Annotated in this window: 9 protein-coding genes; 3 read left to right on the top strand and 6 right to left on the bottom strand. The window is 70.6% G+C overall.

All coding sequences use genetic code 11. The features are described 5' to 3' along the window. The first annotated feature begins 40 nt into the window (after positions 1 to 40). Positions 41 to 1,081, top strand: a complete 1,041-nt coding sequence (locus ACPA54_RS16535; protein ID WP_423530387.1) for an NAD(P)-dependent alcohol dehydrogenase — start codon at positions 41 to 43, stop codon at positions 1,079 to 1,081. Between the two features lie 43 nt (positions 1,082 to 1,124). Here ACPA54_RS16535 and ACPA54_RS16530 read toward each other — a convergent pair whose 3' ends face one another. The 5 genes from ACPA54_RS16530 to ACPA54_RS16510 are packed head-to-tail and all read right to left on the bottom strand — an operon-like array spanning position 1,125 to position 6,857. After that, positions 1,125 to 2,135, bottom strand: a complete 1,011-nt coding sequence (locus ACPA54_RS16530) for a LacI family DNA-binding transcriptional regulator (RefSeq protein WP_423530386.1) — start codon at positions 2,133 to 2,135, stop codon at positions 1,125 to 1,127. After that, positions 2,128 to 3,597: a GH1 family beta-glucosidase gene (locus ACPA54_RS16525; protein WP_423530384.1), complete on the bottom strand. Its 1,470-nt coding sequence runs from the start codon at positions 3,595 to 3,597 to the stop codon at positions 2,128 to 2,130. The genes ACPA54_RS16530 and ACPA54_RS16525 overlap by 8 nt, the downstream gene beginning before the upstream one ends. Before the next feature lie 58 nt (positions 3,598 to 3,655). After that, a complete protein-coding gene (locus ACPA54_RS16520) occupies positions 3,656 to 4,504 on the bottom strand; it encodes a carbohydrate ABC transporter permease (RefSeq protein WP_423530613.1) in 849 nt (282 codons plus the stop codon). A gap of 44 nt (positions 4,505 to 4,548) precedes the next feature. Further along, a complete protein-coding gene (locus ACPA54_RS16515) occupies positions 4,549 to 5,526 on the bottom strand; it encodes a carbohydrate ABC transporter permease (RefSeq protein ID WP_423530382.1) in 978 nt (325 codons plus the stop codon). A gap of 5 nt (positions 5,527 to 5,531) precedes the next feature. Further along, entirely contained in the window at positions 5,532 to 6,857 is a 1,326-nt protein-coding gene (locus ACPA54_RS16510; protein ID WP_423530380.1) for an ABC transporter substrate-binding protein, read from the bottom strand. Positions 6,858 to 7,743: 886 nt separating this feature from the next. Here ACPA54_RS16510 and solA point away from each other — a divergent pair. Together solA and ACPA54_RS16500 are read left to right on the top strand one after the other, a co-directional pair. Continuing rightward, positions 7,744 to 8,913, top strand: coding sequence for an N-methyl-L-tryptophan oxidase (gene solA, locus ACPA54_RS16505; RefSeq protein WP_423530378.1), 1,170 nt, complete (start codon positions 7,744 to 7,746; stop codon positions 8,911 to 8,913). A gap of 168 nt (positions 8,914 to 9,081) precedes the next feature. Beyond that, the gene (locus ACPA54_RS16500; RefSeq protein WP_423530376.1) at positions 9,082 to 11,616 is read left to right on the top strand and encodes an ATP-dependent Clp protease ATP-binding subunit; all 2,535 of its coding nucleotides are present in this window, start codon (positions 9,082 to 9,084) and stop codon (positions 11,614 to 11,616) included. A 119-nt stretch (positions 11,617 to 11,735) separates the two neighbouring features. On the opposite strand, the gene ACPA54_RS16495 is transcribed toward ACPA54_RS16500, so the two are convergent. Then, entirely contained in the window at positions 11,736 to 12,410 is a 675-nt protein-coding gene (locus tag ACPA54_RS16495; protein ID WP_423530374.1) for a TetR/AcrR family transcriptional regulator, read from the bottom strand. Positions 12,411 to 12,589: the final 179 nt, after the last annotated feature.

Genomic DNA, 12,589 nt, shown 5'->3' with positions numbered 1-12,589 from the left:
GGTAACGTCGTGGGGTCGTTCCAAGCGAGGAGATCCCGCGATGAAGGCCGTGCAATACGTCGAGGTCGGGTCCGCGCCCGTCGTCGTCGACATCCCCAAGCCCACCCCCGGCCCCGGCCAGGTCCTGCTCAAGGTCACCGCCGCCGGCGTCTGCCACTCCGACATCGCCGTGATGAGCTGGTCCGCCGAGCAGCTCCCCTTCCCGCTGCCGCTCACCCTCGGCCACGAAGGCGCCGGCATCGTCGCCGAAGTCGGCGACGGCGTGCGGGCGGTCAAGGCCGGCGACGCCGTCGCGGTCTACGGACCCTGGGGCTGCGGCATGTGCCTCGAATGCGCCCAAGGCAAGGAGAACTACTGCCTGCGCGCCGACGAACTCGGCATCAGGCCGCCCGGCCTCGGCGCCCCCGGCGCCATCGCCGAATACCTCCTCGTCGACCACGAACGCCACCTCGTACCGCTCGACGGCCTCGACCCCGTCGAAACCGTGCCGCTCACCGACGCGGGCCTCACCCCGTACCACGCCATCAAGAAGTCCCTGCCGAAACTCCTGCCCGGCTCCACCGCGGTCGTCATCGGCACCGGCGGCCTCGGCCACGTCGGCATCCAGCTGCTCCGCGCGATGACCGCCGCCCGGGTGATCGCCCTCGACGTCACCGAGGACAAGCTCGCCCTGGCCCGCGAAGTCGGCGCCCACGACACCGTCATCTCGGACGCCGACGCCGCGAAGAAGATCAAGGACATGACCGGCGGCCTCGGCGCCGAAGTCGTCCTCGACTTCGTCGGCGCCCCGCCCACCGTCGCCACCGCCGGAGCCTCGGTACGCGTCGAAGGCGACGTCACCATCGTCGGCATCGGCGGCGGCACCCTCGCCGTCGGCTTCGGCGCACTGCCCTACGAAGTCTCCGTCATGGCGCCCTACTGGGGCTCGCGCTCCGAACTCATCGAAGTCCTCGACCTCGCCCGCGCCGGATCGGTCAAGGTACACGTCGAGACCTACGGCATCGACGACGCACCCAAGGCCTACGAGCGCCTCCACGAAGGCAAGATCCGCGGCCGCGCGGTCATCCTGCCGAACGGCTGAACCGCGCCGGGGCGGGCGGGGCCGGACACCCGGCCCCGCCCGCTCACGCCGACGCGCGCACCACCAGCCGCGTCGGCAGCACCACCGACTCGGCCGGACGCCCGCTCGCCACCTCGTCCAGCAGCATCCGCGCCATCAACCGGCCCTGCTCCACCACCGGTTGGTGCACCGTGGTGAGCGGCGGATCCGACCACAGCGCCGCTTCCACGTCGTCGAACCCGACCACCGCGACATCGTCCGGCACCCGGCGGCCCGACTCCCGCAGCACACTCACCGCGGCGCCCGCCATCAGATCCGACGACGCGAACACCGCATCCAACTCCGGCTCCTTGGCCAACAGTTCGCGCATCGCCGCGACACCGGAATCACGCATGAAGTCGCCGTGCGCGACCAGCGGCTCGCCCTCCACCGCCGCCAAATAACCCGCCAACCGGTCGATGCCCGCGCACATGTCCTGCGGCCCCGCGATGGTGGCGATCCGGCGCCGGCCCTGCTCGTGCAGGTACCGGGTCGCCAACGTCGCCCCGCCCACGTTGTCCGCGTCCACGTACGTCACATCGCGATCCGCCCCCAGCGGCCGCCCGCCGACCACCGCCGGCAGCCCCTGCTCGCGCAACCGGGCCGGCAGCGTCGCATCGCCGTGCAGCGACACCAGCAACGCGCCGTCCACGTGCCCGCCGTGCAGATAGCGCTCCAACCGCGTCTGCTGCTCCGTCGTGCGCACCATCATCAGCACCAACTGGATGCCGGTATCCGACAACTCCTCGCTCACCGACCGCACGATCCCCGTCAGATACGGGTCACCGAACAGATGCGACTCCGGCTCCTGGATCACCAGCGCCACACTGTCCGTCCGCCGCGTCACCAGCGCCCGAGCCGCCCGGTTCGGCACATAACCGGTACTCGCGATAGCCGCCTCGACCGCCTCCCGCACCTGCGGACTGACCTTCGGGGAATTGTTGATGACGCGCGACACCGTCGCCCGCGACACCCCGGCAACCGCGGCCACGGTCTCCAGGGTCGGCGCCTCGCCCGAAGGCGTTTCGTCAGGCACTGTGCTCTTCCCCGTTCCCCCGCCCACCCTGGTGGGCGGCGATCACCGACGCGTACCAGTGCGCGCTGTCCTTGAGCGTACGACGCCCGGACGGGAAGTCGACGTGCACGATGCCGAAGCGCTTCGAGTAGCCGTACGCCCACTCGAAATTGTCCAGCAGCGACCACACGAAGTAGCCCCGGACATCGGCCCCGTCCGCCAGCGCCCGGCCGACCGCGCCGAGATGCGCCGCGATGTACGCCCGACGCTCCGGATCCCTGATCCGCCCGTCCGCATCGACGGTGTCGGCGTAGGCCGCGCCGTTCTCCGTCACCATCAGCGGCAGCCCCGGCGCCTCGTTCGCCACGCGCATGATCAGCCCGTACAGACCGTCGGGATCGACCGGCCAATCCATCGCCGTCCGCGGCCCCGGGGCATGCCGGAACGCGATGTCGTCGCAGGCCGGCCACGGCGAGAAATCGCTGACGCCGTGCCCGTCGTTGCGCGGCTGCCCGGCCACCGCACCGCCCGCCACCACCGTCGGCGTGTAGTAGTTCAGCCCCATGGCGTCGATCGGCCGGGAGATCACCGCGAGATCGCCGTCGCGGACGAACGACCAATCCGTCACCGACGCGGTGTCCTCGAGCACATCCGCCGGATACTCGCCGCGCAGCACCGGGTCGAGGAAGATCCGGTTGGCCAAGCCGTCGATCCGCCGGGCCGCGTCCACGTCCGCGGGACTGCCGGACGCGGCGCGCACCGCCGCCAGGTTCAGGACCAGCGACACCTGCCGCTCCTCCGCCGAGGGCATCGCCGAGCGCAGGGCCGCCATGCCTTCGCCGTGCGCCAGCAGCAGGTGGTGGTGCGCGGTCAGCGCCGCCGCCGGATCGGTGATGCCGGGCGCGTGCACACCCGAGCCATAGCCGAGGAACGCCGCACACCACGGCTCGTTGAGCGTCGTCCACAGCCGGACGCGGTCGCCGAGTGCGCTCCCCGCGAGGGCCGCATACTCGGCAAAGCGAGCCACCGTGTCGCGGTCCGTCCACCCGCCCGCGTCCTGCAGGTATTGCGGCAGATCCCAGTGGTACAGCGTCACCGCAGGCTCCACACCGGCCTCCAGCAGCGCGTCCACCAGCCGGTCGTAGAACGCGATCCCGGCCGGATGCGGTGCGCCGCCCAACTCCGGCTGCACCCGCGACCAGGACAGCGAGAACCGGTACGAGCCCAACCCGATCGACCGCATCACGCCGACGTCTTCACGCCACCGCGTGTAGTGGTCCGCCGCGACGTCGCCGGTGTCGCCGTCCAGCACCTTGCCGGGCGTCCGGCTGAACACATCCCATATGGACGGAGACCGGCCGTCGGCGGACGCGCCGCCCTCGATCTGGTAGGCGGCAGTGGCGGCGCCCCACAGGAACCCGGGCGGGAATCCCGAGACGGCGACGTCCGCATCCGCGGCGGTGACAGCAGTGGTAGAGCGCACGCGTAGTCCTTCTCTGTGCAAAAGGGGGCGAGAACCGAAGGGGGAGGGGTGGCGCGGGTCAGCCCTTCACCGCGCCCTGCATGATGCCGCCGACGATCTGCCGGCCCAGTAGCCCGAAGACCACCAGCACCGGCAACGTCCCGAGCACCGTGCCGGCCAAGATCACCGACTGGTCGGGCACGTGCCCGCCGCCGAGCGAGTTGATGGCCACCTGCACCGTCGGGTTTTCCTGGCTCAGCGCGATGATCGGCCAGAAGAAGTCGTTCCACGTCGTCATGAACGTCAGCAGCGCCAGCACCGCCATTGCCGGGCGCGCCACCGGCAGCACGATGCTCCAGAAGATCCGGAAGTACGACGCGCCGTCGACCCGGCCCGCCTCCACCAGCTCGTCCGGCAACGCCTCCGCCAGGTACTGCCGCATGAAGAACACCCCGAACGCGGTGACCAACGTCGGCAGGATGACCGACTGCAACTGGTTCGCCCAGTGCAGCTTCGCCATCATCATGTACAAGGGGATCAACCCCAACTGCGGCGGAATCATCATCGTGCCCACCGTGAACGCCAGCAGCGCGTTCCGGCCCCGGAACCGCAGCTTGGCGAACGCGAACCCGGCCAACGTGCAGGCAAGCACCGTTCCCACGGCGACACTTCCCGACACGATCGTCGAGTTCAGCAGCGCCTTGCCGATGTGCGCGGTGTCCGCCGCCTCCTTGAAGCTGTCCGTGTGCGTGCCGGGCAGGAACGGCGGCGGCACCTCGTTGATTTCGCTGTTCGTGTGGGTCGCCGCGACGATCGACCAGTAGAAGGGGAAGGCCGACACGACAGTGGCGAAGATCAGGATCGTGTACGCCAGAATCCCGGGCTTGTCATGGCCCCGGAGCCGGCGTTTCCTCGGCTTCGCCGCCAGCGCGGTGGTGGGCGCAGGTGCCTCGGACAGAACGGCCACGGCGTTCACCTCGTTTCCTTCGCGGAACTCGACGCAGCAGCAGCCGACTTCATCCGATAGCGCGCGATGGCGGCATTGATGCCGATCACGATCAGGATCAACAGGAACAGCAGCCACGCGATCGCGGCCGCCTTCCCCAGCGAGAAGTACTGCCAACCCGACTGGTACATGTACAAGCCGGTGGTCTGGTACTGCCGCGACGCGCCGCCGTTCATCCCGGTCGTGCCGCCCTGCAGCAGCAGCGGCTCACCGAAGATCTGCAGCGCCCCGATCGTCGACACGATGATGGTGAAGATGATCGTCGGACGCAGACCCGGAAGCGTCACGTGCCGGAACTGGTGCCACCGGTTCGCGCCGTCGAGCATCGCCGACTCGTAGCGGTCGTGCGGGATCGCCTGCATCGCGGCCAGGTAGATCAGCGCGTTGTAGCCCGCCCACCGCCACGTCACGATCGTCGAAATGGCGATCTGCGAAGGCCACTTCTCGTTGAACCAGTCGATCGGGTCGACGCCGAACAAGCCGAGGAACCAGTTGAGCATGCCGTAGTCCCGGCCGAAGAGGCCGGCGAACACCAGGGTCGCTGCGGCCACCGACGTCGCGTACGGCATCAGCATCGCGACCCGGAAGAACGTCCGGCCGCGCAGCTTGTAGTTCAGGATGTGCGCGAGACCGAGCGCGAGGCACAACTGCGGCACGGTCGAGATGACGCCGATCGTGAACGTGTTCTTCAGGCTGTTCCAGAAGAACTCGTCCTGCAGGAGCGTCGTGTAGTTGTCGAAGCCGACCCACGACATGGCGTCCGGGTTCTGCAGCCGGACCCGGTGCAGCGACACGTACCCCGTGTAGATCAGCGGGAACAGGCCGAACGCCGCAAACAGCACGAAGAACGGCGCGATGAACGAATACGGCGCGGCCTTGCTGCCGCGCCGCCGCCACCGCTGACCCGAGGTCAGCGGCGCGGCGGCCAGACGGGGAGTCGTCACGCGGATCAGCCCAACGCCGCCTTGACGGACGCCTTGGCGTCCTTCCACGCGTCATCCGGCTTGACGCCTTGCGCCTCCACCGAGTTGAGCGCGTTCTGGATGCTCACCTTGATGTCGTTGTCCCGCACACCCAGCGTCTGCACCGGCATCGCCTGCGCGGCCTGCCCGAAGATCTGCCCGATCGGCGCGTTGTTGAAGTACGGGTCCGTGGTGCCCGACACCTGCGAGATCGCCGACGTCCGCGACGGGAACGACCCGCGCTTCTCGAACAGCGTCTTCTGCTGCTCGGGCGCGGTCAGCCACTGCAGCAGGTCGTACGCTTCCTTGGCGTGCTTCGCACCCTTCGGGATCGCGAGGTACGCGCCACCCCAGTTGCCGGTGGCCCCCGGCGCCTGGGCGACGTCCCACTTGCCGCCCATGCCGTCGCCGGACTTCTCCTTGATGTAGCCGATCATCCACGACGGGCACGAGATCGTCGCGAAGCCGCCCTTGGCGAAGGCCTGGTCCCAGTCGGTCTGGAACTGCACGAGCTTCGCGCTCAACTTGTCCTGCGCGGCACGCGAGGCGGTGTCGAACGCGTTCTTGACGGATGGGTTCGTGTCGTAGATCAGCTTGCCGCCGGCGTCGTAGTAGGACGTCGGCTGCTGGCCGATCATCGCGTTGTACATGCCGGTGACGCTGTCCATGAACGCGCTGCCCTTCGGCGCGTTCGCGGCGAACTGGCGGCCGACCTCGAGGTAGCCGTCCCACGTCGACCAGCGCTTCGCCAGCTCGGCGCGGTCGGTCGGGAGCCCGGCCTGCTGGAACAGGTCGGTGCGGTAGCAGATCGCCATCGGCCCGACGTCCGTGCCCATGCCGACGACCTTGCCGTCCTTGGTGGTCGCGGCCTTGGTCTTCCACGGCAGGTAGTCGCCGGTCTGCGTCTGCGCGCCGAACTGGTTGAGGTCGAGCCACTTGTCGCTCTGGTTCGTGGCGACGTCCACGATCCGGCCGACCTCGATGCCCTGGATGTCGTCGAGGTCGCCGCCCCCGCCGAGCCGGGTCTGGAGGGCCGGCCAGTAGACCTCCTCCTTCTGCACGGAGTTCTGGCGGATCTTGATGTTCGGGTGCGCCTTCTCGTACGCGGCGTAGAGCCCGGCCTCCTCGAAGCCGAACGAGCCGAAGAGGCCCACGGAGAGGGTGATCTGCCCGTTGCTGTCGCCCGCGCCGCCGTTGGCGGTCGAGTCGGACTTGTCGTCGTCGTCGGACCCGCAGGCGGCGAGCAGAGAGCCGGCGAGGAGGGTGGCGCAGAGCGCGGCTATGGCTCTGCGACGGGGGTGCGGGGTGGGCATGGGGTCTCCTGGTCGGTGGGGACGGGGTTGGCGGGTGGACGGTTGTGCGGTTGTGCGGTCGTGCGGTGGTGCGGTGGTGCGGTGGTGCGGTGGTGCGGGGTGGTGCGGGCCGTGCGGCTTTTGGCGGTTGGCCCGGTGGTGCGGGTGATGCGGGCCGTTTGGGCGGCCGGGTGGTGCGTGTGCTGCGGTCGGCGTCTGCCTGCCTGCGTGTGGCGCCGGCCGGGTCGTGCGTGATGCGGGCGTACCGGTGTCGGCGCCGACCGGCATCGGTCGAGCGTCGTCGGGTGCGTCCCCGGCACCGCCCGCGGGCGGCATGCGGCGCCGCCCGGGACGAGCCGGAACTCGGGTGGTGGTGCGGGTGGTGCGCGTCGAGCGGGCAGGGCGCGGCACCGTCGGGCGCCCCGCGGGCGCCGTGCGGCACCGCGGGACCGTGGGCACGAGGCCGCTCGGCGGTTTGTGCTGTACGTCTGTGTTACGCCCCTGTGAGAGCGCTCTCACGCCCTCGCCGTGAGAGGAGATTGGCGCGCCGGAGCGGAGGTGTCAACCCTTTGGGGGAAAGGCGTTCGAGGGGAGGGGTGGGGGAGTGCCTGCGGCGGGAGGGGTGATTTTCGGCCAGTGGCTGTGGCCCCGGTGTAAGTCGGCCTTGCGGCCGGGCCCTCCCTCCTCCCACCAACGGTGCGAGGTCTCGCGTCGAAGTGCCCTCCCCCGCCTCCGCCGCCATCGGCTCCAAACCCGGCGACCAACCCGGGCGGCGACCCGACGGGAGCATTCTCCCGAGTGCGGCACCCGCAAAGCCGCCAGAACCCGCCCCCTGTGGACAACTCCACGCCTACCCCTGCATGCCTCCCGAGGGTTACCGCCCCCCACCCCGAGCCAAGATCCCCCCATGGCCCTCACAACGCTCCCCACCGCGCCCTCCGCGGACGTGATCGTGCTCGGACTCGGCGCGATGGGCAGCCACGCCCTGTGGCGGCTGGCGGCGCGCGGCGTGGACGTCCTCGGCGTCGAGCAGTTCGTGCCCGGCCACGACCGCGGCGGGAGCCACGGCCAGTCCCGCATCATCCGCACGGCCTACGCCGAAGGCGCGGGCTACGTCCCCCTGGCCCGCGAGGCCTGGCGTCTGTGGCGCGAACTGGAGCACGCGTCCGGTACCGCACTTCTCACCCGAACCGGCTGCCTGTCGATCGGCCCCGCCGGATCACGCAAAACCACCGCCCCGCTCGCGTCCGCCCGCACCCACAACCTCGCGTGCGAGCTGCTCCCGGCCGTCGAACTCAAAGCCCGCTTCCCGCAGTTCGCCGTCCATGACGACCACGCCGCGGTGTACGACCCGGACGCCGGCCACCTCCACCCCGAACGCGCCATCGCCGCCGCCGTGGCCGCCGCGCGAGCGCACGGCGCCCGCGTCCTGACCGGCACCGCCGTGGCCGCGCTGACCCCCGACCCGGTCCGCCCCAGCGTGCTCCTCGCCGACGGCCGGCGCCTGACGGCCCGCCGCATCGTCGTCGCCGCGGGGGCGTGGCTCCGCGGCCTGGTCCCCGCGGTCGGGCGTCACCTGCGGATCGAACGCCGCGTCGTCGGCTGGTTCCCGATCACGCACGACCCGGCCCCGTACCTCGACGACGCCATGCCCGTCTTCACCGGTGGCGACGGCACCGGCGCGCGCAGTTGGTACGGCTTCCCGTCCCTCGACGGCGAAACCGTCAAACTCGGCCTCCACCGTTGGCCGGAAATCGCCGAACCCGTCGACCTCCGCCGCGGCCACCGCCCACCCGACGCCGCCGACGCCGCCCGCTTCGCCCAGGCGATCCCCCTCGCCCTGACCGGCGTCGACCCGATCCCGTCCCGCATGCAGACCTGCATGTACGACCTGACCCCCGACGAACACTTCGTCCTCGGCCCCCACCGCGACGCCCCCGGCCTGATCCTCCTCGGCGGCTTCTCCGGCCACGGCTTCAAATTCGCCCCCGTCATCGGCGACATCACCACCGACCTCGCCACCGCCGGCACCACCCCCCACCCCATCGCCGCCTTCAACCCCCACCGCTTCCCCTGACCACCGCCACGCTCGTCGACGCTCTCAGTCGCCCGTGCCCGCGCCCGTGCCGCGCCGCCTCCGCGCGCACTCCGTCACTCATCTCGCCCACCCCACCCCCGCACCCTTTGCACCTCTTTGCATCCTTTGGTGGACTTATGGAACCCCATATCCACGGAGGCATCCGCAATGTCCGTGTCCTCGTTCGGTTCCTTCGGGTCGTCGGATCCCTTCGGCGAGCTGCTCAACCGGTTCTTCGGCATGTCCCCGGCCGCGTCCCCGCCCGCGGTGCAGCGGGTGCCGATCGGGCGGCTGCTGACGGACTCGGCCCGCGAACTGCTCGCGCGGGCATCGAACAAGGCGCAGGAAGACGGCAGTTCGGACCTCGACACCGAGCACCTGCTGTGGGCCGCGACCCAGACCGAGCCCGCGCGCGGGCTGCTCGCCCGGGCGGGTGCCGATCCCGACGCGCTCGGCCGCGACCTCGAGGGGATCCTGCCGCGCGAGGACAACGCCCCGTCGTCCGAGCCCGGGCTGACCCCGGCCGCCAAGCGCGTGCTGACCGGGTCGCACGCCCTGTCGCAAGCCTCCGGCGGGTCGTACATCGGGGCCGAGCACATCCTCGGCGCACTGCTCGACGATCCGGACACCGGTGCCGCCAAGGTCCTCAAGGCCCGCGGTGCGGATCTCGGCGCCGTCGACAACGGCCTGGCCCGCGGCGCCGCGGACGCCCCGCAGGGGGAGCCGCAGAAGCAGAGCGAGACCCCGACCCTCGACGAGTACGGCCGCGACTTCACCGAGGACGCCAAAGCCGGGCGCCTCGACCCCGTCGTCGGCCGCGCCGAGGAGATCGAGCAGACGATCGAGATCCTGTCCCGCCGCAGCAAGAACAACCCGGTGCTGATCGGCGAGCCCGGTGTCGGCAAGACCGCGATCGTCGAGGGCCTCGCCCAGCGCATCGTGTCCGGGGACGTGCCGCAGACGCTCAAGGACAAGCGCGTCGTCGCGCTGGACCTGCCCGGCCTCGTCGCCGGGTCGAAGTACCGGGGCGAGTTCGAGGAGCGGCTGAAGAAGGTCATCGACGAGGTCAAGGCCGCCGAGCACTCGACGATCCTGTTCCTCGACGAACTCCACACCGTCGTCGGCGCGGGCTCCGGCGGCGAAGGCGCGATGGACGCGGGCAACATGCTCAAGCCCGCGCTCGCCCGCGGCGAACTCCACGCGGTCGGCGCCACCACGATCGACGAGTACCGCCGCTACATCGAGAAGGACGCGGCGCTCGAACGCCGGTTCCAGCCGGTCATGATCCCGGAGCCGTCCGTCGACGAGACCATCGAGATCCTGCAGGGCCTGCGCGACGCCTACGAAGCCCACCACCAGGTCCGCTTCACCGACGAGGCGCTCGTCGCCGCCGCCGAGCTGTCCGACCGCTACGTCAGCGACCGCTTCCTGCCCGACAAGGCCATCGACCTCATGGACCAGGCCGGCGCCCGCGTCCGCCTCGCCTCACTCGGCCGGAGTACGGCCGTCGCCGACCGCGAGGACGAACTCGCCAAGCTGCGCCGTGAGAAGGACGAAGCCGTCGCCGCCGAGGACTTCGAACGCGCGAACGCCCTCAAGAAGCAGATCGCCGACACCGAAGGCGCCCTCGCGGGCACCGAGGAACGCCGCGAAGGCGTCACCGCCGTCACCGGCGACGACATCGCCGAAGTGCTGTCCCGCAAGACCGGCATCCCCGTCGCCCAGCTCACCGAGAGCGAGAAGGAACGCCTCCTCAAGCTGGAGGACGCCCTGCACGACCGGGTCGTCGGCCAGGACGAAGCCGTCACCGCGATCGCCCAGGCCGTGCGCCGCAGCCGCGCCGGGCTCGGCGACCCGAACCGCCCCGTCGGCTCCTTCCTCTTCCTCGGCCCCACCGGCGTCGGCAAGACCGAGCTGGCCAAGGCCCTCGCCGAGATGCTGTTCGGCGACGACGACCGGATGATCCGCTTCGACATGAGCGAGTTCCAGGAGAAGCACACGGTCTCCCGGCTCATCGGCGCGCCCCCCGGCTACGTCGGCCACGAGGAAGCCGGCCAGCTCACCGAGCAGGTCCGCCGCCGCCCCTACAGCGTGCTGCTGTTCGACGAGGTCGAGAAGGCGCACCGGGACGTGTTCAACGCCCTGCTGCAGGTCCTCGACGACGGCCGGCTCACCGACGCCAAGGGCCGCACCGTCGACTTCCGCAACACCGTGGTCATCATGACCAGCAACATCGGCGCCCGCCGGATCCTCGCCCACCACGGCGACGTGGGGGAGATCCGCGAGGACCTGATGAACGACCTGCACGGCCAGTTCCCGCCGGAGTTCCTCAACCGCATCGACGAGATCATCATCTTCCACGGCCTCGGCGAAGACGACCTCGCGAAGATCGTCGACCTCATGCTCGACCAGAGCCGCCGCCGGGTCCGCGCCCAGGGCCTCGAACTCGTGGTCACGGACGCGGCCAAGAAGCTGCTCGTCAAGCTCGGCCACAAGCCGGAGTTCGGCGCCCGCCCGCTGCGTCGCACGCTGCAGACCGAACTCGACAACCGGGTCGCGAACCTGCTGCTCGGCGGCGAGGCCCAGCCGGGCGACGAGATCGTCGCGGACGCCAAGGACGGCGCGATCGTCTGCGCGATCGGCCGCCCGGCGGCCTCCCGCCCCGGCGTGGACGCGAAGGAGCCCGCGGACATCTCCGGCTGACCCGCAACGGCGCCGGCCCCAACCGGCCGCGACACCCGCACCACGACGGCAAACGAGGCCGGTCCGGCATCCCGCCGGGCCGGCCTCCCCCGTGCGGGTGGGCGCACGGGGGAGGGGCGTCAGGGAATCCCGAGCCCGTCCAGCAGGGCGTCCAGGCCGGACAGGAACTGGCGTTCGCCGCCGCCCTCGGCGAGGATCGGGGCGAGTTCGCGCAGCCTCGGGAAGTCGCGGTGGAGCTGGTGCAGCCCGTAGCGGTACGCGGGGTCGTCCTCGTCGGGCTCGTCCACGACGGCGCGCATGTCGACGATGACATAGCCGAGCACCCAGGCGCTGAACGCCCGGTAGGTGTCCACCGCCGTCCGGTCGTCGACGCCTTCCGCGCGCAGCCGGGTCAGGACACGCTCCGGCAGCCGCAGCACCGACATGGGGCGGCGGACCAGCGGCACGGTGATCAGCCGCCCGGTCAGCAGCGGCAGTATGTGCGGGTGCGACACCGCGACCCGGTACAGGGCCAGCCCGATGCGGTGTATTTCGCCCCGCCCCGACGGTGACTCGCCCTCCGGGTCGGCGTCCAGCACCGCGTGGGCTTCGGCGAACACCAGTTCCACGAGGCCTTCGAACACGCCCTCTTTGCCGTCCGCGTAGCGGTACAGCGACATCGGCTCGACATGCAGCTCTCCGGCGAGCTTGCGCATGCTCAGCGCGTCGATGCCTTCGCGGTCCACCATCGCCAGCGCCGCGTCGAGTATCCGCTGCCTGCTGAGGGGTTGCCGGGCCGGATCCTTGGCGGCCATGGCCGGCCTCCCGGAAATCTTGACGGGCTGACACCGTAGTGCCAGTGTGTACGTATACGCCGTAAATGTACCGATTAAGTGTACTAAGTCGTAGATGCCCAAATCCACTCCCTTCAGGCGTGTCGCACCAACCGGCGAAACGATGCTTACGGTGTCCGCCCCCGTCTCCGCGACGGCGG

The sequence above is a fragment of the Uniformispora flossi genome, assembly GCF_049534875.1.
GTDB classification, from domain to species: domain Bacteria; phylum Actinomycetota; class Actinomycetes; order Streptomycetales; family Streptomycetaceae; genus Yinghuangia; species Yinghuangia aomiensis.
Note: the sequence above shows the minus strand (reverse complement) of the source record. Positions and strands in the feature narration are given on the sequence as shown.

What these genes read in the sequence shown, in the direction of transcription:
- ACPA54_RS16500 (WP_423530376.1), top strand. Translation starts at nt 9,082, where the DNA reads ATGTCCGTGTCCTCGTTCGGTTCCTTCGGGTCGTCGGATCCCTTCGGC.
- ACPA54_RS16510 (WP_423530380.1), bottom strand. Translation starts at nt 6,857, where the DNA reads ATGCCCACCCCGCACCCCCGTCGCAGAGCCATAGCCGCGCTCTGCGCC.
- ACPA54_RS16535 (WP_423530387.1), top strand. Translation starts at nt 41, where the DNA reads ATGAAGGCCGTGCAATACGTCGAGGTCGGGTCCGCGCCCGTCGTCGTC.
- ACPA54_RS16495 (WP_423530374.1), bottom strand. Translation starts at nt 12,410, where the DNA reads ATGGCCGCCAAGGATCCGGCCCGGCAACCCCTCAGCAGGCAGCGGATA.
- solA (WP_423530378.1), top strand. Translation starts at nt 7,744, where the DNA reads ATGGCCCTCACAACGCTCCCCACCGCGCCCTCCGCGGACGTGATCGTG.